Here is a 23,405-nt window from a genome sequence, read left to right on the forward strand (position 1 = left end):
GATCATTCCAGACGCAGATTGTCTTCGGCCGCATCGGCGACGCGCTTGGCTTTCTGGCCGACTTCGCTGGCGGCGGACATCACGCCCTCGGGCGTCAGACCCTGTCGCCGCGCTTCCTCGGTCGCGGCATCGACCGCATCGCGCGCCGCGGCGCTGACCCGCTCCTGGGCGTGATCCACGTAGCCGCGCGCCTGCGCCTTGAACTCGTCGCTGGTTTCGCCGAACAGCTCCGCCTCGACCTTGGTGGACGGCAGCGACGCCGCGATCCCCGCGCCGATCGCCACGCCCAGCGCGCCGAGCATCAGCGGCTGCTCGTTGAACAGATCGGTCATCCGCGTTCGCGCCGCGCCGAACAGTTCGGCCCCGGTTTCCGGAATCTGCCGTCCGAAATCGCTGGCGCGATCGAGTGCGGCAGCGCCGCTGTCTTGGACACTATGCATCGCGCTGGCGGCGCGCTCGCCGACATCGGCAACGGTTTCGCTGACGCGATCCCTGACGTCATGCATCGCCGCACGTCCGGCATCGATCACGCCCGACGCCGCGTCGGGCACGCGGTCGAGTCCGGTGCTGTGCGCCAGACTCGCGGCGCGCTCTTTGGCTTTGCCGCCGGTGAACAGCCACAGCACGCCCATGCCGATCAGCGCCGTCGACACCGGGTTGCGGCGCATGGCGTCGCCGAGATCGTGGATGAAGGGCATCACTTTGCCCTGATCTGATCGATCGTTCACTGGACCATCTCCTTGGCTGCGACCTTGTCGCGCTGCAATTGCTCGATCGTCATGTTCGGTGTCAGCGAATCGGGGGACAGCCGGCTGACGCCGATGCCGATCAGCGCCGCGGCGATGACCACGGTGCCCCCGCCGGTGATCAGATAGGCGACCGACTGCGAGAATCCGTTCTCGACCAGCAAAGCGGCGAGCGCGAACAACAGCAGAACAAGGCCGGGGATCAGGATCACCGCCCCCGCGCCCATCATCGCCACCGCTCGCCCGACCTGGCCGACCTTGTCGGCCATCTCGGCGCGGGCCAGATCGAACTCGTTGCTGATCAGCTTGGCGAACTGGTTGAAGGCATCGCCGAACAGCTCGGGGATCGATCGATTACTTGGTGAATTCATCGCGATATCTCCGATTGTCGTCCACGCCTTGGGCACCCGATGCCGTGCGATAGGAAGGCTCGGCGGCCGACGACGAACTCTTCAGGAAGCGCACCGCGCCGAACCCCGCGAGCACCGCAATGCCGAGAAACGCCGTTGGCTGGCGACGGGCGAAATCCTGCACGCCCTGCACCAGATCGGAAATGTCTCCGCGCTGCACGGTGTCGGAAATCTCCTCCACCTTGTTCGCCGCCTTGCGCATGTAGACGCCGGCGATCGGCATGTCGTTGTCGAACTCCCGCGACGCACGCCGAATGGCGTCGGCGATGCCGCCGATGTAATCGGCGCCGGCCTCGCGCTGTGCGTTGGCGCGTTCCTTGATCGTCTCGCCGGCTTCGGAGGCGAACTCCCTGGCGGCGCCCGCCAGATCTTCGGCCTTGGCGCGCGCAGCGTCGACCGTCTCCTCGGTAAGACCCACGACCCGGTCCTTGATGTCCCGCCCCGCGTCCGTCGCCTGACCCGCCATCGTCTCGGCTTCCTTCTTTACCGCCTTCACCGGCTGCGACCGCGTGCCGCCAGCGCCATTCCCTGTCTTCTCGATCTGTTCGGCCATGATTGGATCTCCGGTCCTGTGTCTCAATGTTTGTTCTGCGACGGTGCCTCGAAGGTCGAGACCGCAACATCGGCTACCTTGCGGGCGCGGTCGCCGAGATCGTGAACCTGACCGCCGATATTCTCGCGCGTCAGTCCCTCGTCTTCGGCGGCACTGACCGCGCTCTCATAGACCTCGCGGCCCTTCTGCTTCACCGCGCCGACGGCGCGCGTCGCCGTTTCCTCGGCCTGCTCGCGCATCCGGCGGCTGGCGCCGCCGAACATCTGCGTTTCGGCGCGCAGTCGCGGGATCGCGCTGGCGATCAGGCCGCCGATGACGAGGCCGGCGCCGGCGACGAGCAGCGGATGGGCGCTGACGGTCTCGGTGAAACTCTTGCCGGCACGCTGGCCCATGTCGGCAGCGCGATGGCGTGCGCGCGCGGCGGCGTGCAATCCCGCATCGGCAGTCTCACCGACTTTGTCGCGGAGCCGGACGGCCGCATCCGTCGCGCTCTCGCGCATCGATGTGGCGGTGTCCCGGACCGAAGCGGCGGTGTCGCGCAACGTATCCGTTACTGCGTTGGCGATTCCGGCCCCGCGATTGGCGACGTCGTCCACCTCGCCCGCAAAAGCCCCGCCGGCCGCCGCCGCGGTGCGACTGAGTTCGTCGGTCTGCGACGAGACCGTGCGGCCGAATTCCTCGCCTTTGTGCTTCAGCTCTGCGGCCGTGGTCGAGGCGGCCCGCCGGAATTCATTGGCCCGGCTGCTGGCCGCATCGCCCGCGGCTTGCAGCGCGCCGGTCGCGTAATCTCTGGCGGCCTCCACGGTGTCGGCCGCATCGGCGCCGAAGGCACGGGCCTGGCGTTCGACGTCGCCGGCGAGATCGACGGCGGCGTCAGATGCGCGCTGCGTCAATTGCTGGCCCGACTTGGTGCCTGCAAGATACAGGCCCGCGCCCACCATCAGCACCGGGGTCGGAATCGCGCGAACGATCTTCCAGAGCGGATAGGCCAGCGTCGCGCCGACCGCCACCGCCTGCACCGGATTGTTGCGGATGCTGTAGCTGACCTTGTCGGCCAGATCCTCGCCGCGGGTCTTGATGTAGCTGGTGACGTCGTCCCTGATCGCCTGCGGCGAGTAGCGCTCGCGCAAATCGGTCGCGGTGTCGGCCACGGTCGCCCGCAATTCGCCGACGGTTTCCGTCAATCCAGCCCGGGCGCGTTCGGTATCGCGTCGGATCTCGTCCAGGGTTCGAGCGTCGTGCGCCATCGGTTCCTCCAGAAGTTGTGAGCGTCCAACTCGATAGAGCTGGCGATGTTCCTCAGCCGCGGTACATTCATCACTTCAAATGGCCCCCGGCGGCCGGAAGCGGAAGACGCGGCCATCGGCCGGTGCGACGAAATATCTCCGATCCTCCCCCCTCCTTCGGCCACCTTTGGGGGAAAGCGATCCCTGCGACCCGCCCGAGGTTTCGATGTCCCTCCCGGGCCGAATTTCGCTACAAGGTCGATGGCCCAGGCTGCCGACTCGGCGCTCGGACACATCAATCAGGCCGACCGGGCGACCCCGGCTGAAGCCAAAATAAGGGGGAAATGCATGGCGCTTCACGACTTCACCCTGGGCGACGTCTATCGCCGCAACGCGGCGCTGTTTCCGGACCGAACCGCCTTCATCTTTGATGGCGTCCGCATCACCCACCGCGACTATCTTGCCCGGATCGAGCGGCTGGCCGCCGGCCTGCTGCGCGAGCAGGTCAGGCCGGGCGACCGTGTTGCGATCCTGTCGCAAAACTGTCCTGAGATGGTCGAACTGATCGGCGCGGTGGCGCTGATCGGCGCGATCCTGCTGCCGGTGAATTATCGCCTCAACGCCGAGGAGATCGGCTTCGTGCTCGGCGACGGCGCGCCGACGGTGCTGATCGCGGGCGCCGACTATCGCGACATCGTCGCGGGGCTGCAGCCGTCGCTGGCAAGCGTCCGGCGCAGCTTCGCGATCGGCGCCGATCCCGGCCCGTTCGCGCCGTTCGCGGAGCTTGCGTCCGACGACGCCTTCGTGCCGCCGGAGGTCGCTGCGGCCGACGGCTTCGTCATCATCCACACCGCCGCGGTCGGCGGCAAACCGCGCGGCGCGCTGATCTCCCAGGGAAATCTCTTGATCGCGCAGAGCTCGCTGATCGAGGCGTGGCGGCTCACCGAGGCCGACGTCAATCTCGGCATGCTGCCGCTGTTTCACGTCACCGGCCTTGGGCTGATGCTGACGCTGCAGCAGGCCGGCGGCGCCAGCGTGATTGCGGCGAAGTTCGATCCGGCGCAGGCGGCGCGCGACATCGCGGCCGAGCAGGTGACCGTACTGGCCGAATTCGCGCCGATGCTCGGCAACATTCTCGATCAGGCCCAGCCGGAGCAATTGCGGAGCCTGCGCGCGGTTACCGGCCTCGACACGCCGGAGACCATCGAGCGCTTCGAAAAACTGTGCCCGCAGGCGACGTTCTGGGCGACCTTCGGCCAGTCCGAGACCTCGGGGCTGGCGACGTTTTCGCCGTATCGCGACCGGCCGAAATCCGCCGGGCGGCCGTTGTTCTGGCGCAGCGTCGCGGTGGTGGATGCCGAGGACAGGCCGCTGCCGGCAGGCGAGGTCGGCGAGATCGTGCTGCGCGGCCCGACCGTGTTCAAAGGCTACTGGAACAACGAGGCGGCGACCCAGCACGCCTTCCGCAACGGCTGGCACCACACCGGCGACATGGGGAAGTTCGACGCCGACGGCTACCTGTTCTACGCCGGCCGCGCGCCCGAGAAGGAACTGATCAAGACCGGCGGCGAGAACGTCTATCCGGCCGAGGTCGAAGGCGCGCTGAAGCAGCATCCGGCGATCGCCGACGCCGTGGTGATCGGCGTGCCCGACCCGCAATGGAGCGAGGCGATCAAGGCGGTCTGCGTGTGCAGGCCGGGCCAGAGCGTCGACGCCGCCACGCTCGCCGATTTCGTCGGCTCGCTGATCGCGCGCTACAAGAAGCCCAAACACGTGGTGTTCGTCGACGCCCTGCCGAAAGTCGCCAAGGGCGCGATCGACCGCGCCGCGGTGAAGGCCGCGCACGGCGAGGCGTAGTGTCTGTTCGAGGTGGCCGCATGCGCTCTCCGCGCCTTCCGACCTCATCCTGAGAGTCTGACTCAAAATGAGAGCAACAAGATCAGGCACTTGAGTTCGTCATTGCGAGGAGCGAAGCGACGAAGCAATCCAGAAGCCCCATACTCGGCGCTGGATTGCTTCGCTTCGCTCGCAATGACGGGGATCGGGCGTTGATTTGGCCGCCTGCATTTCCAGTCAGACTTTGAGGAGCGCGCTGTCTGGCGCGACGTCTCGAAGGATGTGCGACGAACATCTCATCCTTCGAGACGGCCGCTGCGCGGCCTCCTCAGGGTCTGACTCAAAATGAGAGCACCAGATCAAGGCACTTGAGTTCGTCATTGCGAGGAGCGAAGCGACGAAGCAATCCAGAAGCCCCATACTCGGCGCCTCTGGATTGCTTCGCTTCGCTCGCAATGACGGGGATAGGGCGTTGATTTGGCGGCCTGCATTTCCAGTCAGGCTCTCAGGATGAGGTGACGTGTCGTCGCGCGAGGGTCACTGCAGCGAGAAATTCACCGGCACGGTGAAACTGGCCGAGGGCTGCGTCATCTCCGGCGGGAACGACGGCAGCGGCTGGGCGCGGCGGATCATCGCCAGCGTTTCGGCGTCGAGCGCGGCGTGCCCCGAGGAGCGCGCCAGCCGGCTGCCGAGCACCTCGCCGTGGCGGCCGACGGTGAATTTCAGCATCGCGGTGCCGGTCTCGCCGGCGGCCTTCGACGACGACGGATATTGCTTGAAGCGCGCCAGATGCGCGGCGAGCCGGTCGCGATAGGACGGCAGCGCGGCCGCCGCCGCGGCGCGGCCGGCGTTCGGCGACGATTGCAGCGCGGCCTGACGCTCGGCTTTCGGCGCGGCCGTGGTGCGCGGCGCCGGCGGCTCGCGCGTGGCCCGCTTCGGCTCGGTGCGCTCCGGCTTGCGCTTCGGCTGAGCGCGCTTCGCCGGCTCGCTTGTCTGCGGCTCCGCCCTGGCGGTGACCGGCGGCTTCTCGGCCGGCGGCGGCAGCACGACGTCGGGCGTCGGCGCGACAGGCAACGGCTCGGCCTGCTGCGCGGCGACCGGCTTCACCGGCTCCGGCGGCGACGGCTCGGGCTTCGGCTGATCCTGCGCGACCGGCTCCGGCGCGGCCTCCGCCTGCTGCATCTGCGGACCCGGCGCAAGATCCTGCGGCTGCACCGCGGGCGCAGACGGCGCCGGCGCCATGTCGACCATGATCGCCGGCATTTCGACGCCGGGCGGCGACGCCTGCTGATACCAGGCGACCGCGGCGACGATCAGCCCCAGATGTGCGGCGACGATGGCGGCGGCAGACAGCGCCCATTGCGAGGCGCGGCCCTTGTCGGTCGGCTGGTGCAGCGCGAACGCGTTCATGGCGCGTCCCGGCCGTCGAGGCCGACCAGCGCGATCTTGAGATAGCCGGCGTTGCGCAGCAGATTCATCACCGCCATCAGCTCGCCGTAGCTGACCGCCTTGTCGGCGCGCAGGAAGATGCGCTCGTCCTTGTTGCCATTGGTCGCGCCCTGCAGCGCGGCGTCCAGCGCGTCCCGCGCGACCGGAGACTCGCCGATCGCCAGCGTCAGGTCGGATTGCACCGTGAGATACACCGGCTTGTCCGGCCGCGGCTGCGGCGCTGCGGTCGAGGCCGGCAGATCGACGCCGAGATCGACGGTGGCGAGCGGGGCTGCGACCATGAAGATGATCAGCAGCACCAGCATCACGTCGATGAACGGCGTGACGTTGATCTCGTGCGCGACGGCGAGATCGTCCTCGGCGCCCTGCCGCCGTCTCGCGCCGAGCCGCACGCCCATCGCTCAGCCTCCGCGCGCCATCAGCCGCGCCGAGCGGCCGCGGTCGCGGCTGACCAGCAGCAGCACCTGCGCCGAGGCGTCGCCGAGCAGCGCGCGATAATTCGCGATTCCGCGAACAAGATAGTTGTAGATCACCACCGCCGGCACGGCGGCGACGAGGCCGAGCGCGGTGGCCAGCAGCGCCTCGGCGATGCCCGGCGCCACCACCGCGAGATTGGTGGTGTGCGCTTCCGAGATGCCGATGAAGGCGTTCATGATGCCCCACACCGTGCCGAACAGGCCGACGAACGGCGCCACCGCCCCGATGGTCGCGAGAATGCCGGTTCCGCGCGTGATCTTGCGCGACATCGCCGCCTCGACCCGCTCCAGCCGCAGCGCCACACGTTCCTTGAAGTCGTCGTCGAAGGTCCAGCCGGACAGGCTCGCCTCGCGCGCCGCGCTCTGCACCAGTTGCGCCACCGCGTCGCGTGCCTCCTCCGGGCTGCGCAGTTCGGCCAGCGTGACGTCGGCTTCGAGCCTGGCCAATCCCTCCCGGGCGCGCGCGGTCTCGCGGCGCAGCTCGATGGTCTTGGACAGCCACACCGTCCAGGTCGCGAGTGAAGCGACCACGAGGCCGGCCATCACCACCTGCACGACGATGTCGGCGTTCGTGAACATGCCCCACGGCGACAGGTCGCGCGGCAGGTTCGCCAGCGCATCCGCCGCCTCCGCCCCTGCGGGCACGATCAGCAGCACCGCCCCGGCCACAACGCCGGGCGACGCGGAGCGGCGGATCATCGGGGGAACGTGGAACTGCGGCATATCCACTTTCGGCTGGGAAACGCTCTGGACGCGCGACCTATCGCACGGATCGTCACGACGAAAAAATCAAATCTGGCCGGCGCTTGCCGGCGCGCCCAACGCCCTTCGCACAATCACGCGGCGCGCGGTTTGTTCTGCCTCAAAGCCGCGCAGCCGGCCGGAAGCCGTCGAAAACCGCCCAGCGGCCGTCCGCCGACGCCGCGTCGCGGAATATGCGCGCTCCACCGCACCAGATGATGTTTGCGGTCGCCGCAGCGAGCTGCCAGACTACGCGTCAACAGCACCGGCATCAGCGCCGGCACAACAAGAAAAGGGAGGACGCATGGGCGGCTTCGAGACGCTCGTGGTCGAACGTCCCGATCCGGCGATTGCACGGATCGTGATGAACCGGCCGGAGGCGCGCAACGCGCAGAACCTGCAGATGACCTACGACCTCAACGCCGCGTTCGACGACGCGGTGCAGGACGATGCCGTGAAGGTCATCATCCTCGCCGGCGCCGGCCCGCATTTCTCCGCCGGCCACGACCTGCGCGCGCATACCAGGAACGAAGCCGGCGTCGACTTTCCGCCGGTGGGCCATTGGGGCGGCTTTCGCGAGCCAGGCGCGCACGGAAGGATGGCGCGCGAGCAGGAGATCTATCTGCAGATCACAAGGCGCTGGCGCAATCTCGCCAAGCCGACGATCGCCGAAGTGCACGGCAAGTGCATCGCCGGCGGGCTGATGCTGGCCTGGGCCTGCGATCTGATCGTCGCATCGGACAATGCCGAGTTCTGCGATCCGGTGGTGACGATGGGCGTCTGCGGCGTCGAATGGTTCGTGCATCCCTGGGAGCTCGGCCCGCGCAAGGCCAAGGAGCTGCTGTTCACCGCCGACAGCTGGAGCGCCGACGAGGCGCACCGGCTCGGCATGGTCAACCACGTCGTGCCGGCCGCCGAACTCACCGACTTCACCTTGAAACTGGCGCAGCGCATCGCCGCCAAGCCGAGCTTCGCACTCAAGATGACCAAGGAGGCGGTCAACCGTTCGGTCGACATTCAGGGCCAGCCGGCCGCGATCGATCAGGCCTTCGCGCTGCATCAGCTCTGTCACGCTCACAATTTGCAGGAGTTCGGAATGATCGTCGACCCAATGGGGCTGCATCCCTCGGTGCGCCAGCAAGTGAAGGTGTAGCGATGGATCTGACGCCTTCCGACGAACAGCGGCTGCTGCGCGAAAGCGCCGACCGCTTCATCAACGAGACCTACACCAGCAAGCTGCGCGAGCAGAACGCCAAAGAACCGCTCGGTTTCAGCGAGGCGATCTGGAAGCAGTTCGCCGAACTCGGCTGGCTGGCGCTGCCGCTGCCCGAGGAGCACGGCGGCATCGGCGGCGGCGCGATCGAGGTCGGCATCCTGATGGAAGCCTTCGGCCGCGGCCTCGTCAGCGAGCCGTATCTCGCGACCGTGGTGCTTGGCGCAGGCCTCGTCGCCGCGCACGGAAGCGACGAGCAGAAGGCGGCGCTGCTGCCGCCGGTCGCCGAGGGCACGCTGCGGCTCGCCTTCGCGCATGCCGAACGCGCCGCGCGCGCCGATCTGTCTCGCGTCGACACCACCGCCCGCAAGGACGGCGACAACTACGTCCTCGATGGCGCCAAGGTCGCGGTGCTCGACGGCGCGGCGGCCGATCAGCTGATCGTTTCGGCACGGCTGGCGAATAACGGCAGCGGCTCGCTGCGGCTGTTCCTGGTGCCGCGCGAGACGGCCGGCCTGACGCTCGCCGACTATCCGCGGCTCGGCGGCGGGCGCGCCTGCAATCTCACGCTGCAAGGCGTGCGGGTGCCGGCGGATGCGATGCTCGGCGGCGACGGCGATGCCTATCCGGCGGTCGAGGCGGTGGTCGATCGCGCCCTCGCCGCGATGTCCGCCGAAGCCGTCGGCATGATGCAGACCCTGACCGACAAGACGCTCGACTACACCAAAGTTCGAAAACAGTTCGGCCGGCCGCTCGCCGCCAATCAGGTGATCCGGCATCGCCTCACCGACATGTCGGTGCAGGTCGACGAGGCGCGCTCGATGGCGCTGCGTGCGGCGCTGAAGGCGGATGCCGACGCCGCCGAGCGCGGCCGCGCCGCCTCCGGCGCCAAGGCCAAGATCGGCAAGGGCGCGCGCTTCGTCGCCGAGCAGTCGGTGCAGCTCCACGGCGGCATGGGCGTCACCGAGGAGCTCGATGTCGGCGGGTATTTCAAGCGACTGCTGGCGTTCGAGACGCTGTTCGGCGGCAGCACCCATCATTATCGCCGCCACGCCGCGCTCAGCGGCCGGCCGGTTTAAGCAAAGCGAGGCATCGACATGGACATGACCTTCGGCGATTCCGAGCTCGCCTTCCAACAGGAGGTCCGCGACTTCATCGCGGCCAATCTCACGCCCGACATGAAGCGGGCGGAGACGCTCAACGCCTCCGTATTCTCCGAGCCGGAAACCGGCGTGCCGTGGCAGCGCGCGCTCAACGCCAAGGGCTGGGGCGCGCCGGGCTGGCCGGTCGAATATGGCGGCACCGGCTGGACACCGGCGCAGCGCTGGATTTTCGAGACCGAATGCGCCCACGCCGGCGTGCCCTCCCCGACGCCGATGGGCGTCAAGATGGTCGGCCCAGTCATCATCGGCTTCGGCTCGCCGGAGCAGAAGAACTACTTCCTGCCGCGGATCCTCTCCTGCGAGGATTATTGGTGCCAGGGCTATTCGGAGCCGGGCTCGGGCTCCGACCTGTCGTCGCTGAAGACCCGTGCGGTGCGCGACGGCGACGAATACGTCATCAACGGCACCAAGATCTGGACCACCCACGCGCACAACGCCAACATGATGTTCGCGCTGGTGCGCACCAGCGACGAGCCGCGCCAGCAGGACGGCATCAGCTTCGTGCTGATCGACATGAAGAGCCCCGGCATCACCATCCGGCCGATCCTGACCATCGGCGGCGACCACGAGGTCAATCAGGTGTTCTTCGACGACGTCCGGATTCCGGCGTCGAACCTCGTCGGCGAGGAAGGCAAGGGCTGGACCTACGGCAAGTATCTGCTGGAATTCGAGCGCGGCTCCGGCATCGCCTCGGCGAAGCTCCGCAAGGCGCTGCACAGGACGGCGGCGCTCGCCGAGTCGGAGGCGACCGGCCGGGCGATCGAGGATCCGGACATCGCGATCCGGATGTCGGAGGCCGAGGTCGATATCGACGCGCTGGAAATGACCGAGCTGCGCGTGCTGTCCGCGCTGCAGAACGGCCAGAACCCCGGCGCGGTGTCGTCGATCCTCAAGCTGCGCACCAGCGAGATCTACCAGGCGGTGAGCCGGCTCGGCGTCGACGTCATCGGCACCGACGGTCTCTATGTCGAACCGACCCGCCCGCTGCACCGCCTCAACGCCCCGCCGGCGATCCCGGAGGACGAACTCGCCGTGATGCCCACGCATCTCAACGGCCGCGCCTACACGATCTTCGGCGGCACCTCCGAGATCCAGCGCGACATCATCAGCAAGCTGGTGCTGGGGTTGTAGGCAGCGCCGTCATTACTGAGGAAGCCGCAACGCAGCAGCGAATAGGAGCGTCATCCTGAGGTGCGCGCCGGCCGCGCGACGCGCGGTCGGTGCGCCTCGAAGGATGGCCGCGCGCACCCGTCTCCATCCTTCGAGGCTCGCCCTTCGGGCGAGCACCTCAGGATGACGGATCGCGTGCGGATCGTTCGGGAGAACGGAGCAAGCGAGGTCGCCGTCCGTCAAATATTCCGCTGATCCTTGACCCGCACCGCCTTGCCCTGCGAGCGCGGCACGTCGCCCGGGGACTTCACCACCACCCTGCAGGTCACGCCGATCAGCGACTTGATGTGGTGCGTTACCTCGGCCGCCTTCTTGGCGAGTGCCGCCTCGTCGCGCGGGGCGTCCGGGGCGATCTCGACCTCGACCGTCATGGCGTCGAGCGCCTTCTCGCGCGTCAGCACGATCTGGTAGTGCGGCGCGATGCCGGGGAAGCCGACCAGCACCGACTCCACCTGCGACGGATAGACGTTGACGCCGCGGATGATCAGCATGTCGTCGTCGCGGCCGGTGACGCGCATGATGCGCAAATGGGTGCGGCCGCAGGCGCAGGGCTCGGTGTTCAGGCTGGTGATGTCGCGGGTGCGATACCGGATCATCGGCAGCGCTTCCTTGGTCAGCGTGGTGATCACCAGTTCGCCGACCGCGCCCATCGGCTGCACCTGCAGCGTTTCCGGATCGATGGTCTCGAACAGGAAGTGATCCTCCCAGCCGTGCAGGCCGTTCTGCGCCACCGCGCATTCGCAGGCGACGCCGGGGCCCATGATTTCCGACAGGCCGTAGACGTCGACCGCCCTGATGCCGAGCCGGGCTTCGAGGTCGCGCCGCATCGCGTCGGACCACGGCTCGGCGCCGAACACGCCGATCCGCAGCGGCGCGGCGCGCAGGTCGACGCCCATCTGCTCGGCGACTTCGGCGATGTTGAGCGCGTAGGACGGCGTGCAGCACAGCACGTTGGCGCCGAAATCGGTCATCAGCGTGACCTGCCGCTCGGTGCCGCCGCCGGAGATCGGCACCACGGTGCAGCCGAGCCGCTCGGCGCCGTAATGCGCGCCTAAGCCGCCGGTGAACAGGCCGTAGCCATAGGCGTTGTGGACGATGTCGTCGGGCGACACGCCCGCCCCGACCATCGACCGCGCCATCAGGTCGGCCCAGTTGTCAAGATCGGTCTTGGTGTAGCCGACCACGGTCGGCTTGCCGGTGGTGCCGGACGAGGCGTGGATCCGCGGCAGCTGATTGCGCGGCACCGCAAACATCCCGAACGGATAGTTGTCGCGCAGGTCGGTCTTCTTGGTGAACGGAAACTTGGCGATGTCGGCGAGCGTCTGCAGGTCCGCCGGCTTGACGCCCGCTTCATCGAACGTCCGACGATAATGCGGCACGTCGCGATAGGCGCGTTCGACGATTCGGCGCAGCCGCTCGAACTGCAGCGCCGCGAGCTGCGGCCGCGGCATCGTCTCGATGGCGAGATCGTGCATATAGACGGGCTGTTCACGCAATGCGGGCTGGGCGCTCATCGAAACGATCCTTTGTCAGTATCGGACTCTCGCACTCTCCGCATGCCCGGAGAGGGAGAGCCGCGTTTCATGCCTGAATTCAGAACGAGACGTCCGCCCCCCCCCCCCCGCACGGCGAGCTCCCTCGCCCCGCTCTTCGCGGGGAGAGGGTTGGGGTGAGGGGCGACGCGGGCACGGAGGCTCGGCCTCGTCGAGACGCCCCCTTACCCGGCTTGCATCTGGCGATGCAAGCCGACCTCTCCCCGCGCGCGGGGAGAGGTTCAGTCTGCGCTTGTTGATAGTCCGATTTCACGACGCTGCCGCGGCCACCGGCGCTTTAGCCAGCTCGTAACCAGCGGCGAGCGCGTCCATGTTGAGGTCGAGGAAGCCGCGTGGCGAACTCGCGCGCACCACCTGCTCGACCGATTTGTGCTTGCAGATTCCGGTCAGTTCGATCAGCACGCCGAGCGCGACGATGTTGGTGACGCGCTCGCTGCCGAGCTCGATCGCGGTGCGGCTGAGCGGCAAGCGATGCGGCACGACGTCGCCGTCCGGCAGCTCGGGGCACAGCCGCGTATCGGCGATCACCAGCGCGCCGGCCTTCAGCCGCGGCCAGGACGGCCTGATGGCGATCCTGTCGAGCAACACCAGATAATCGAAGGCGATCGGCAACGGATAGTCGACCTCGCCGTGGGCGACGACCAGGTCGGCGTTGCAGAAGCCGCCGCGCGAGGTCGGCTCGTAGGTCTGCGACTGCGCGACGTGGCGGCCTTCCAGCGCCAGCGCGTCGGCGAGCAGCTTGGCGCTGAGCACCAGGCCCTGCCCGCCGGTGCCGCCGAAGCGCAGTTCGATCCGGGATTTCGGCATGGTCTCGATCCTGTTACTTGGCGGCGCGCGCGGCGGCGGCGGCGCGCAGCGCTGCGCCGTATTCCGGCCGGGTGTTGCGGGCCAAAATGCCGGTCGGCAGGTCGGTCGAGCGGAACGGCTCGTCGACGCTGTCGCGATACGCGCTTGGGCGCATCTCGCTCTTCTGCCGCAGCACCATTTCGGACGACGAGCCCATGTCGTTCTTGCGGCCGTAGACCTCGGTGCAATCCGACAGCACCTCGATGAAGGCGAAGCCGGGATGCTGCAGCCCGTCCTTGATCAGTTCCTTCAGCTTCGGCACGTGCCGCGTCACTTCGCGGCCGACGAAGCCGGCGCCGGCGGCGGTCGCCAGCGCGCAGGCGTCGAAATTCGGCTCGGTGTTGCCGTGCGGCGTGGTGGTGGTCAGCCTTGTCTCCGACGTGGTCGGCGACACCTGGCCGCCGGTCATGCCGTAGATCTCGTTGTTGAGCATCAGGCAGGTCAGCTTGAGATTGCGCCGGCAGGCGTGGATCAGATGATTGCCGCCGATCGCCAGGCAATCGCCGTCGCCGGTGATCACCACGACATGCAGGTCGGGCCGCGCCAGCGCGAGGCCGGTGGCGTAGGCCAACGGCCGGCCGTGCGTGGTGTGAAACGTGTTGGCGTCGATATAGGCCGACAGCCGCCCGGCGCAGCCGATCCCCGACACCACCGCGAGCCTGTCGCGGTCGACCTTCAGGTCGTGCAGCGCCCAGAGCAGCGCGCGCAGCGCCATGCCGTGGCCGCAGCCGGGGCAGAGAAAATGCGGCATCATCTCCTTGCGGAGATAATCGCGGACGTCGAAATGCGGCGCGCTGCTGAACATCAGACCCCCGTGGCGAGCTTGGTGGCGGCGACGGCGATCTCTCCCGGCGTGATCGGCTCGCCGCTGATCAGATGCAGGCCCTCGACGCGGCGATCGCGAAGCTGGCGCTCGATCTCGAGCCGGAGCTGGCCGATGTTGAGTTCGGGCACCAGGATCGCCTTGGCATTCTTCGTCGCTTCGCGCAGCGCGATTTCCGGGAACGGCCACAGCGTGATCGGGCGAAACAGCCCGACCTTGTGGCCCTCGGCACGGCAGGCATCGACGGCGCGGCGCGCGGCGCGGGCGCTGATGCCGATCGCGACGATCACCACGTCCGCATCCTCGCAGCGCACCGCTTCATAGGAGTCGATCAGGTCGTGATGCCGGTCGAGCTTGGCGTAGAGACGGCCGAGATTGCGCGTCACCGTTTCCGGATCCTGACTCGGGAAGCCGGTCTCGCTGTGGGTCAGGCCGGTGGTGTGGGTGCGATAGCCGTCGCCGGGGCGCGGCATCGGCGGCACCAGATTGTCGCCGGCCGCGTAGGGCTTGTAGCTCTCGCGCGGGCCGCTCGCCCATTTGCGGGTGGCGTGCACCAGCGGGCGGCCGCCGAGCGCCACCGTCTCCGACGATTGCGCGATCACCTGGTCGTACAGCAGCACGACCGGCGTCCGGCAGATCTCGGCGAGGTCGAAGGCGCGGATGGTCTCGTCGTAGATCTCGCGCGCCGAGGCCGGCGCCAGCACGATGATCGGATAGTCGCCGTGGCTGCCGTAGCGGGTCTGAAAGATGTCGGCCTGCGACGGCCGCGTCGGCATCCCGGTCGACGGGCCGCCGCGCATCACGTTGACGATGACGCAGGGAATCTCCGCGCCGGCGGCGTAGCCGATGTTCTCCTGCTTCAGCGAGAAGCCGGGGCCCGAGGTCGCGGTCAGCGCCTTGACGCCGCCCATCGAGGCGCCGATCACCGCGGCCATCGCGGCGATCTCGTCTTCCATCTGCACGAACACGCCGCCGGCCTTCGGCAGCAGCGTCGACAGCCGCTCGGCGATCTCCGACGACGGCGTGATCGGATAGCCGGCGAAGAAGCTGCAGCCGGCGTCGATCGCGCCCTGGGCGCAGGCGGCATTGCCGGACAGCAGCTTGGCGGCGGGCCTGGCGTGCGAACGGTCGATCGCGTTCATCGCGCGGCCTCCATCACGGCGACTTCGGTGTCGAGATGGACGCGGATAGCAAAATCCGGGCACAGCCATTCGCACAGCCGACAGCCGGTGCATTTCTCCGGCGCGGTCATTTCAACGATGCGGTCGGCGTTCAGCGTGAGACAGCGCTCGGGGCAAAGCTTGACGCAGATCTCGCAGCTCTTGCACCAGGCGTCGGTGATCTCGAGCCGCGCCGTATAGGGCGCGTGCACCGGCGCAGGCCTCGTCGCGGCATCGCCGGCCGGCGGGGCGGTCCTGGCCTCGGCGATCCAGTTGCGGCCGAGTTCGAACGCGGCCGAGTTCACCGCGATGGTCTTCTTCGGCACGAAGCTGGTGACCGTCCGCTCCCATTCCGGCAGCGAGAATTCGAGCACGGTCGACAATGCGCCGAGCAGCACCACGTTGGCGGCGCGGTCGTTGCCGAGTTCTTCGGCCATCCGTGTCGCGTCGATCGCATAGGCCTCGGAGACATAGGCCGAGACCTGCTCGGCGGTCTCGGTGGAGTAGCGCAGCGGCGCGCCGAGCCGGCGGTTGAGGCAGGCGAAGGGCGGCACGATCCGCTTGGTGTCGCAGATGAATACGCCGGTGTCGCGCTTGAGATGCGGCAGCCAGCGCAGGCCCTCGGCCCATTCCAGCGCGATCAGCACGTCGACCTCGCCCTTGGCAATCGTCGGCGACCACACCCGCTGGCCGAAGCGGACATGGCTGAACACGGCGCCGCCGCGCTTGGCCATGCCGTGCACTTCGCTCTGCTTGACCTCGAAGCCGTGCGCCTGCGCCAACGCGGCCAGCACCTTGGACACCATGATCACGCCCTGCCCGCCGACGCCGACGATCAGCACGTTGAACGGCTCGGCCAGCGCCGCGTTGAACGCGACCGGCTCGCTGTCCGCATTCACAGCGATATTGCTCTGCTCGTTCATGACGTCACCGCCGGGCTCGCGATCTTGATGCAGTCGATGGTGCAGACCTGGGCGCACAGCGTGCAGCCGATGCACAGCGCCGGGTCGATCTTGACCCGGTGCCGGCCCTCGAACCATTCGTCGCTCCAGGTCAGCGCCGGGCAGCCGAGGTTCATGCAGGACTGGCAGGCGGTGCATTGGCTGGTGACGACCTCCAGCGGCGGGCCCTTGATCTTGATCGGATCGAGCACGCAGGGCCGGTTCGAGATCAGCACCGCGACGCCGCGATAATTGATCGCCTCTCGCAGCGCCTGATGCGTCGCGGCGAGATCGTAGCTGTCGACCGTCTTGACCCATTGCACGCCGCAGGCGCGGATCAGCGCTTCGTAGTCGATCTGCGGCGCCGGGTCGCCGCGCAGCGTCCGACCCGTGCCGGGATGCTCCTGGCCGCCGGTCATCGCGGTGATGTGGTTGTCGAGCAGCATCACGGCGATATTGGCCTGATTGTAGACCGCGTCGATCAGCGCCGGGATGCCGGCATGCAGGAAGGTCGAGTCGCCGATGGTGGCGACGATCGGCTTGGGCTCGCCGGCCTTGGCCATGCCGGTGGCGTTGCCGATCGACGAGCCCATCGACACGCAGGTGTCGATGCCGCGCAAGGGATCGAGCACCGCCAACGTGTAGCAGCCGATGTCGCCGGCGACGCGGGCGCCCGACGCGCGCACCGCCATGAAGCTCGACGTGTGCGGGCAGCCGGCGCACAGCACCGGCGGGCGCACCACCGGCTCCGGCACCCAGGCATTGAGCGACGGCGGCGCCGGCAGGATGCCGGCCTGCACCAGCCCGCCGCGCACCACTTCGGGCGAAAACTCGCCGGCGCGCGGGAAGAAGCGCTTGCCTTCGACCTTGATGCCGAGCGCGGCGATCTCCTTTTCAATCACCGGCTCCAGCTCCTCGACCACGAAGACGCGGTCGACCGAGGCGCAGAAGTCGCGCAGCAATTGTTCCGGCAGCGGCCACGACGCGCCGAGCTTCAGCACGGTGGCGTTGGGCAGCACCTCGCGCACATACGGATAGCAGGTGCCGGCGGTGATGATGCCGAAACTGCGGTCGCCGGCCTCCCATCGGGTGATCGCCGAAGCCGCGAAGTAGTCCTTCAGCTTGACCTCGCGCTCCAGCACCACCAGATGCCGGGCGCGGGCGTGGGCCGGGATCATCACGTTCTTCGACGGCTTCTCGACGAAGCCGCGCGAGGCGATTTCGGCGCGGGTACCGACCGTGACCGTGCTGCGGGTATGCGACAGCCGCGTGGTGCTGCGCACGATCACCGGCGTATCGAATTCCTCGGAGATGTCGAACGCCAGCCTGGTGAATTCGTAGGCCTCCTGCGCGTCGCTCGGCTCCAGCACCGGAACGCTGGCGAGCTGGCCATAGACCCGGCTGTCCTGCTCGTTCTGCGATGAATGAATACCGGGATCGTCGCAAACGATCAGCACCAGCCCGCCATTCACGCCGATATAGGTCGCCGTCATGAACGCATCGGCGGCGACGTTGAGCCCGACATGCTTCATCGCGCACAGCGCGCGGCTACCCGCGAACGAGGCGCCGATCGCGACGTCGAGCGCGACCTTTTCGTTGGTCGACCATTGCGCGTGCAGGTCCTCGGCCGGATAGGTCGCGAGATTTTCGAGAATTTCGGTGCTCGGCGTGCCCGGATATGCGGCGGCGACCCGGACGCCCGCCTCCCAGGCGGCGCGCGCGATCGCTTCGTTGCCGGTCAGCGGCCGCAACTCTTTCGCGTCGCTTTTCAGCGCCGTCGCGGCTTGCCAAGGTGTATGCATAACCAGCTCCCCCCAAGCGCACGCCGTTCCGGCGATCAGCTTTAAGGGGGCCTGTTTCCCAAATTTACCTTCCTTCGTATTTGCGCTAAGTCAACGGAGGCCGCGATCGCGATCATCACTAAGTCCGCACACTAATCATCGCACTGCGGAATTTGTGTTGCGTCAATTCGGTGCGGCGCAACGAGAACTACAGCTACGCAAGAACAGATCGCAATGCGGCTGCTAATCGGTTGCAGTCTTGACTGACAGTGAGGACGGAATGACGACGGTCCCGGACAAGCATGTCGAAGCGCGGATGGCCCGGATCGAGGCCGCGGTGCAACGCATGCAGCTCTTCATCGTGATGGTGGTCGGCATCGTCGCCATCCTGTGGTGTCTCGATTTTGCCGTGCGGATCAATCCGGACCCGGATTCGCCCGCGTGGTTCTACGGCGGACAGGCGGTCGGCGCGCTGATCGGCATGGCGATCGCCTTCGCCGTGGCGAAGCTGATCGGCTATCCGCTGGAGGTTCTGAAGCGCGCGTGAACCGTCGTGCGCCGCGCCTGCGCGACGTTTTTTCACGGCAGCGCCGCATCGGCAGCGGGGCCCATTTCGGCCTGAAAGCTGCTACAGTGTCGTTGGCGGATGGACGCCGCTGCGGGACGCAATGCCTCGAGTTTCCAAAAAAGTTGTGGCCGCCCCGCGAGTTGCGGGACGCAAGGCGGTCGTGAAGCGCGCGTTCACGCCGGCGCGCAAGGGCGCGTCGTCGGACGACATCATTCTGGCGTCACACAGCAGCACACCCGAAGCGTTCAAGACGATTGCCGGTACGTTGGTCGGGTTGATGGCGGCACAACAGCCCCCGGTATCGGACCGCGATCCCGTCGGCGTGCATCAGATGCGGATCGCGCTGCGCCGGATGCGCGCGGCGATCTCGATCTTCGCCGATCTCGTCCACGGCCCCGAGACCGAACGGCTCAAAAGCGAGATGAAGTGGCTGACCGGCAGGCTCGGACCGGCGCGCGACCTGCATCTGATGGACCTGAAACTGCGAGACATCAGCGATGTCGGGTCCGCGGCGTTCAGAAACCGGGTGGCTGCCGACCGCATCAGCGCGTTCGACGCGGCGAGCCGGACGGTCGTCAGCAAACGCTTCGGCAAGTTGCTCGACGATCTGCAATCCTGGATCGATGCGGGCGAATTCGCTCAGGCTTCGCATGACGTACCGGAGTCCGCCAAGAAATTCGCCAGGCACGTGCTGTCGCATCGTGCCGACCGACTGATCAGGAAACTCGACCGGCTCGACCAACTGGACGACGAGCAGCGCCACCGGGTCCGCATCGCGGCCAAGAAGCTTTACTACGCAGCCGGCTTCTTCCAGAGCCTGTTCACAGGCCCCCACAGCGGCAAGCGGCTCGCCCGCTTCCGCAAGCAACTGAAAAAACTGCTCGACGCGCTCGGCGCCCTCAACGACGCTGCGGTGCAGCGTGAGCTGGCGAGCCGCCCCGCAAACCAGCCGCGGCGCACCACCAAAGCCGATGCCACGGCGGCGCAGGATCTGGCGGCTGCCGACGACGAGGCCGCGCGCAAGCAGATGAAAGCCGCGGTCAAGGCCGCAACCAAGCTCGCGGACTCACCGCTTTTCGCTGATTGAGCAGCCGGTGACCACGCCGATGGATCCGATACAGCCAGACCCGCACCCTCTCGTCGACGCCGCCACGCATTCGCGTTTCGCCGTCACGCGACGGTGGCTTGCGCGGATTTCCGGCTGGTCGGCCAAGGCGACGTTCCGGATCAAGCGCGGACCGCCGGCGCTGACGATCGATGAGCTCGGCAAGAGCTGGGAGCTGAGCGCCGAACACCGCGCGACGCTGCTGCAGCTCGGCGCCACCAAGCCGGGCGCGGCGTTCATCGACGAGAAGGTCGGCAACATCAACCGCGCCGCGTTTCACCGCTCCGCCTTCGTGCTGAACGCGGTCACCCATCTGCTGTTCGTCGATCTCGCCGCGCAGCTGCTGCTGTCACTGCCCGAACTGAAGCTGGCGCTGGTCGCGCTCAATCTGCTGCTGGCGCTGGTGGCGCATCTGCAGATGCGCGAGAATTTTCGCAGCCTGCTCGCCGGCCCGCGCGCGCTGCCAAAGAAGCGGCGGCTATGGGGGCTGCTGTCGAACCCGCGCTACAACAAGGCGGTGAAGAAGAGCTCGAAGCCCTATGCGCGCAGCGCCTGGAAGGAGCAGACGCTGTACCGCAGCGCGTACTTCTTCAACGCCGCGACGATCTTCCTCGGCTCCCAATTCCTCCTGCCGCCGGAGCGGCTGATCTTTCCGTTCGGCTTCCTGGTCGGCAAGATCACCGGATTGATCACCACGCTGGTGGTGTTCTTCGACGGCTGGCGCGGCATCCGCGCCGGCGACGACGCGCGGCTGGCGCGCGAGCGCGAAGTCTCGGTGTATCGCAACCTGAAGATCTGAGCGCTCGCCGCGCGATGCGCGGACGTCAATGCGCGACGTCGTCGTGCTTGCCCCAGCTCAGATACAGGCCGATATCGCCGGGTAGGCCGTCGGGAAACTCCACCACGCGGGCGTTCAGCGTGAAGCCGTGCGGCCGCAGCTCGGCCTTCCAGCGCAGATAGATGTCCGCCGCCATGCCGCGCAGCGTCGACGGCCATTCCGGATCGGGCGCGTTGACGGCGCGGCCATGGTCGCTGCACAGCTCGGCCGGGAAGCGCAGCAGCAGATGTTCTTCATCGCCCTTCTTCGCGGTGGTGCGGGCGTTGTGCAACATGTGCTCCCAGGCTTCCTCGGTGAGATGCTGCGCCAGCATCTGCCCGGCCTGCCGATGGTGCTTTTCGTCGGCGATCCGTCTCGCCTCCCGGCGCAGCTCTTCTTCGTGCCGCTCGTGCTCGACGCGCAGCGCCTGAAACGCCGACGCTGAGAACTCATCCTCGGCCGAATCGTGCGGCGGCGGCGCGCCATTGTGCCGATGGGCCAGCGCCTCGAGCTTGTCGGAGGCGATCGGGATCGCGCCGCCGTCGTCATGGACCGGATCGCGGACCGGAACGTGGCCGGGCCGGGCGAGAGTCTTGAGCAGATCGGCGCGGCTGACGATGCCGACCATCCGCCCCCCGCGAAGCACGGGCACCCGCTTGATCTTGTTCTCGAACAGAATGTCGGCGATCTCGGCCAGCGACACGTTCTCATCGACGGTGACGACGGGCGACACCATGATCTGCGCAGCGGTGCGGTGGTCGGACTTCAGCAGTTGCAGATAATCCGGATGCACCTCGCCACCCTCGGACAGGATCTGCAGCCACCAGTCCCGGCGCGCTTCCCGCGCCGTCTCGTCGCGTGGCATCAGGTCGCCCTCGCTGATGATGCCGAGCGGCACGCCGTGGTCGTCGACCACCGGCACCGCGCTGATGCCGCATTTCAGCAGCGTCTCCGCGACCGCGCGCACCGACGCATCGGGCGGCACCGTCACGATATTGGTGGTCATCACGTCCAGTGCTTTCATGCTCATGTCCCCTGCCGGAATGTCGCGGCGATTGCGCCGCAACCTACCTTCAGTTTCGATCGGATTGACGAATTCGGGACGACACAAGCGGCATGGCGTTGATGCCGGGCGCCCGCCCGGTCAGCACCATGGCGGTACCATGGCCAGCGGCCCGATCTTTGTCGGCCGGTTCGGCGACGGCCAGGATAACCGCCGCCCGCAGCGAGATCGGATCAAGTCCATCGATGTCATCGGGGCGGAATCATGCCGTTGTGGCGGGAGCGGGAACGTAATCGTCGGCGACAAAGCGGCCTTTGATCTGGATCACGCTACCGGAACCCATTCCGACCGGCGGCATTGAAGACCAGGCGGGTCGCGCAAAATCCAACGGGCGAGCCACCGGGAGCGAACATAAACCATACCCGATCGTGCAGCCCCGGCGGGCGATGACGCGGCCTGCTCAGCCATGCTACACATCGCCGGTCGGGTCGGAAGAGGTTTGATTTACCTCAACGCTGGCCGGCTGGTGCATGTTCTTTTGATTTTCGACAATGCGTTCCGCGGCGCACGCTATCTATACACGCGCGCCGCGCATGACAGGGATGGAAAGACATCGACATGGAGTATCTCTCCGCGATCGGGCCGCTTCTGATACTTATTGTGTTCGGCGGCGGCCTCGTCATAGTGGCCTATCTCGCGATCGATGACATGCTCACCCGCGGTGTCTCCTGGAAGGCCGGTTCGTTCTCCGCAACCCTGGCCTCGGTCACCGACAGACTGAAAGCGCTGCCACCCGGACCGGCCATCGTCGCCGCGGCAGTTCTCGCCGGTGCCGTCGTGGTGTACATGGCCGCCGGCAACCTCGAGCGGGCCCCGGGCGCGCCGGAAGCCGCCGTCGCAGACAGCGCCGCGCCGGCAGCCGAAGCCTCGGCACCAGCGCCGGCACCAGCGCCGGCCCCTGCTGCTCAGGCGGCGCCCCCTGCTGCCGCTCCGGCGCCAGCGGCCGCTCAGCCAGCAGCTCCAGCACCAGTTCCGGCACCCGCTGCAGCGGCAGCCCCGCCGCCTGCAGCGCCTGCACCGGACCAGAAGGCCCAGGCCGAACGGAAGTCCAGCGCGATGGCAAGCATGTCGGCCAATGGCGCGGTGCGCATGCTCACCTCGTCGAGCTGCGCATCGGACGGCTGCCCGCTGGCGTGCGGCGCCGACGAAATCCTCGCCTCGGCCTATTGCATCAGCGGCGGCGCCGCGCGGCTGGCCGATCAGCTTCAGGTCAAGGACGGCGTGGTGACGGCGAAATGCAGCCCCAGCGCCAACAGCATCTCGCTCGCCTGCGCCCGCAAGTAACAGTTCAACGACAGGTTCGTGACGACAAGAAAGCCCGGCGCCCGCGCCGGGCTTTCCGTTTGTTGGATCGGCGCGTTCGCACGGCCCTGGGTCCGTTCTGTTTCCGATGGAATCAGCACTGACGTTCGAGACACTCACCACAGGCACAACCCCGTGGTGAGGAGGCGCCGTCTCGAACCATGCGCCGCCGGCACTGCGCCGTCGCATCCTTCGCGACGCCCGGCTGCGCCCGGCTCCTCAGCGGCTGACCGAAAATGCAGGCAGCAAAATCGGTCGCTTGCGCAAGTCGTTCACTTCGCAATTCACTCCGTCATGGCCGGGCTTGTCCCGGCCATCCACGCCTTGCTTGCGGCGTCCGCTGCAGAATGTGGATGCCCGGCACAGGGCCGGGCATGACGAGTTGAAATGAAGTGCTCTACGGCGCTTCTCGGCAATTCGCCGCCCCGCGGGGCGGGACGGCGAGGCTGGTGCCGAAGGATCG

The 23,405-nt window shown here is 67.6% G+C and carries 22 protein-coding genes; 8 read left to right on the top strand and 14 right to left on the bottom strand.

The window, feature by feature from the left end:
* Positions 1-2: 2 nt before the first annotated feature.
* The 4 genes from ACTZWT_RS12380 to ACTZWT_RS12395 are packed head-to-tail and all read right to left on the bottom strand — an operon-like array spanning position 3 to position 2,956.
* Positions 3-728, bottom strand: coding sequence for a hypothetical protein (locus ACTZWT_RS12380; protein WP_444769986.1), 726 nt, complete (start codon positions 726-728; stop codon positions 3-5).
* Positions 725-1,117, bottom strand: coding sequence for a phage holin family protein (locus tag ACTZWT_RS12385; RefSeq protein WP_444769987.1), 393 nt, complete (start codon positions 1,115-1,117; stop codon positions 725-727). The genes ACTZWT_RS12380 and ACTZWT_RS12385 overlap by 4 nt, the downstream gene beginning before the upstream one ends.
* The gene (locus ACTZWT_RS12390; protein ID WP_444769988.1) at positions 1,101-1,709 is read right to left on the bottom strand and encodes a hypothetical protein; all 609 of its coding nucleotides are present in this window, start codon (positions 1,707-1,709) and stop codon (positions 1,101-1,103) included. The genes ACTZWT_RS12385 and ACTZWT_RS12390 overlap by 17 nt, the downstream gene beginning before the upstream one ends.
* 23 nt (positions 1,710-1,732) lie before the next feature.
* Positions 1,733-2,956, bottom strand: coding sequence for a hypothetical protein (locus ACTZWT_RS12395; protein ID WP_444769989.1), 1,224 nt, complete (start codon positions 2,954-2,956; stop codon positions 1,733-1,735).
* 327 nt (positions 2,957-3,283) lie between these two features.
* Here ACTZWT_RS12395 and ACTZWT_RS12400 point away from each other — a divergent pair, with 327 nt between their 5' ends.
* The gene (locus tag ACTZWT_RS12400; RefSeq protein ID WP_444769990.1) at positions 3,284-4,792 is read left to right on the top strand and encodes an AMP-binding protein; all 1,509 of its coding nucleotides are present in this window, start codon (positions 3,284-3,286) and stop codon (positions 4,790-4,792) included.
* 516 nt (positions 4,793-5,308) lie between these two features.
* Here ACTZWT_RS12400 and ACTZWT_RS12405 read toward each other — a convergent pair.
* From ACTZWT_RS12405 to exbB, 3 genes are read right to left on the bottom strand one after another with little or no spacing between them, the layout of a single operon-like run.
* Positions 5,309-6,181 carry a TonB family protein gene (locus ACTZWT_RS12405; RefSeq protein ID WP_444769991.1) on the bottom strand — a complete coding sequence of 291 codons (873 nt, stop codon included), beginning with the start codon at positions 6,179-6,181 and terminating at the stop codon, positions 5,309-5,311.
* Positions 6,178-6,618 (bottom strand): TonB system transport protein ExbD, encoded by a 441-nt coding sequence (exbD, locus tag ACTZWT_RS12410; protein ID WP_444769992.1) that lies wholly within the window; start codon positions 6,616-6,618, stop codon positions 6,178-6,180. Before exbD ends, ACTZWT_RS12405 begins: the two co-directional genes overlap by 4 nt.
* A gap of 3 nt (positions 6,619-6,621) precedes the next feature.
* On the bottom strand, positions 6,622-7,395 hold the full coding sequence (gene exbB, locus ACTZWT_RS12415; RefSeq protein WP_444769993.1) for a tonB-system energizer ExbB: 774 nt from the start codon (positions 7,393-7,395) through the stop codon (positions 6,622-6,624).
* Between the two features lie 346 nt (positions 7,396-7,741).
* Between exbB and ACTZWT_RS12420 the strand changes: the two genes are divergently transcribed.
* The 3 genes from ACTZWT_RS12420 to ACTZWT_RS12430 are packed head-to-tail and all read left to right on the top strand — an operon-like array spanning position 7,742 to position 10,944.
* Positions 7,742-8,590: an enoyl-CoA hydratase gene (locus tag ACTZWT_RS12420; RefSeq protein WP_444769994.1), complete on the top strand. Its 849-nt coding sequence runs from the start codon at positions 7,742-7,744 to the stop codon at positions 8,588-8,590.
* A gap of 2 nt (positions 8,591-8,592) precedes the next feature.
* Positions 8,593-9,729 (top strand): acyl-CoA dehydrogenase family protein, encoded by a 1,137-nt coding sequence (locus ACTZWT_RS12425; RefSeq protein WP_444769995.1) that lies wholly within the window; start codon positions 8,593-8,595, stop codon positions 9,727-9,729.
* An 18-nt stretch (positions 9,730-9,747) separates the two neighbouring features.
* The gene (locus tag ACTZWT_RS12430) at positions 9,748-10,944 is read left to right on the top strand and encodes an acyl-CoA dehydrogenase family protein (RefSeq protein ID WP_444769996.1); all 1,197 of its coding nucleotides are present in this window, start codon (positions 9,748-9,750) and stop codon (positions 10,942-10,944) included.
* Between the two features lie 218 nt (positions 10,945-11,162).
* Here ACTZWT_RS12430 and ACTZWT_RS12435 read toward each other — a convergent pair whose 3' ends face one another.
* The 6 genes from ACTZWT_RS12435 to iorA all read right to left on the bottom strand — a co-directional run bounded on the left by ACTZWT_RS12435 (position 11,163) and on the right by iorA (position 18,108).
* A complete protein-coding gene (locus ACTZWT_RS12435) occupies positions 11,163-12,497 on the bottom strand; it encodes a phenylacetate--CoA ligase family protein (RefSeq protein WP_444769997.1) in 1,335 nt (444 codons plus the stop codon).
* A gap of 288 nt (positions 12,498-12,785) precedes the next feature.
* On the bottom strand, positions 12,786-13,343 hold the full coding sequence (locus tag ACTZWT_RS12440; protein WP_444769998.1) for a 2-oxoacid:acceptor oxidoreductase family protein: 558 nt from the start codon (positions 13,341-13,343) through the stop codon (positions 12,786-12,788).
* Between the two features lie 13 nt (positions 13,344-13,356).
* Positions 13,357-14,187 carry a thiamine pyrophosphate-dependent enzyme gene (locus ACTZWT_RS12445; protein ID WP_444769999.1) on the bottom strand — a complete coding sequence of 277 codons (831 nt, stop codon included), beginning with the start codon at positions 14,185-14,187 and terminating at the stop codon, positions 13,357-13,359.
* Entirely contained in the window at positions 14,187-15,347 is a 1,161-nt protein-coding gene (locus tag ACTZWT_RS12450; protein ID WP_444770000.1) for a 2-oxoacid:acceptor oxidoreductase subunit alpha, read from the bottom strand. The genes ACTZWT_RS12445 and ACTZWT_RS12450 overlap by 1 nt, the downstream gene beginning before the upstream one ends.
* Positions 15,344-16,288, bottom strand: coding sequence for a 2-oxoacid:acceptor oxidoreductase family protein (locus ACTZWT_RS12455; RefSeq protein ID WP_444770001.1), 945 nt, complete (start codon positions 16,286-16,288; stop codon positions 15,344-15,346). Before ACTZWT_RS12455 ends, ACTZWT_RS12450 begins: the two co-directional genes overlap by 4 nt.
* The gene (gene iorA, locus ACTZWT_RS12460) at positions 16,285-18,108 is read right to left on the bottom strand and encodes an indolepyruvate ferredoxin oxidoreductase subunit alpha (protein WP_444770002.1); all 1,824 of its coding nucleotides are present in this window, start codon (positions 18,106-18,108) and stop codon (positions 16,285-16,287) included. The genes ACTZWT_RS12455 and iorA overlap by 4 nt, the downstream gene beginning before the upstream one ends.
* A gap of 259 nt (positions 18,109-18,367) precedes the next feature.
* Here iorA and ACTZWT_RS12465 point away from each other — a divergent pair, with 259 nt between their 5' ends.
* The 3 genes from ACTZWT_RS12465 (at position 18,368) to ACTZWT_RS12475 (ending at position 20,559) form a co-directional block, all read left to right on the top strand.
* On the top strand, positions 18,368-18,634 hold the full coding sequence (locus tag ACTZWT_RS12465) for a hypothetical protein (RefSeq protein ID WP_444770003.1): 267 nt from the start codon (positions 18,368-18,370) through the stop codon (positions 18,632-18,634).
* Positions 18,635-18,815: 181 nt separating this feature from the next.
* Positions 18,816-19,742 carry a CHAD domain-containing protein gene (locus ACTZWT_RS12470; protein WP_444770004.1) on the top strand — a complete coding sequence of 309 codons (927 nt, stop codon included), beginning with the start codon at positions 18,816-18,818 and terminating at the stop codon, positions 19,740-19,742.
* A gap of 19 nt (positions 19,743-19,761) precedes the next feature.
* Complete coding sequence (locus ACTZWT_RS12475; RefSeq protein ID WP_444770005.1) at positions 19,762-20,559, top strand: hypothetical protein; 798 nt, start codon at positions 19,762-19,764, stop codon at positions 20,557-20,559.
* Between the two features lie 25 nt (positions 20,560-20,584).
* On the opposite strand, the gene ACTZWT_RS12480 is transcribed toward ACTZWT_RS12475, so the two are convergent.
* On the bottom strand, positions 20,585-21,601 hold the full coding sequence (locus ACTZWT_RS12480; protein WP_444770006.1) for a CBS domain-containing protein: 1,017 nt from the start codon (positions 21,599-21,601) through the stop codon (positions 20,585-20,587).
* A 597-nt stretch (positions 21,602-22,198) separates the two neighbouring features.
* Here ACTZWT_RS12480 and ACTZWT_RS12485 point away from each other — a divergent pair.
* Positions 22,199-22,924 (top strand): hypothetical protein, encoded by a 726-nt coding sequence (locus ACTZWT_RS12485; protein ID WP_444770007.1) that lies wholly within the window; start codon positions 22,199-22,201, stop codon positions 22,922-22,924.
* Positions 22,925-23,405 lie beyond the last annotated feature (481 nt).

Origin of the sequence: Rhodopseudomonas sp. NSM, assembly GCF_052445935.1 — a bacterium.
Taxonomy (GTDB): domain Bacteria; phylum Pseudomonadota; class Alphaproteobacteria; order Rhizobiales; family Xanthobacteraceae; genus Rhodopseudomonas.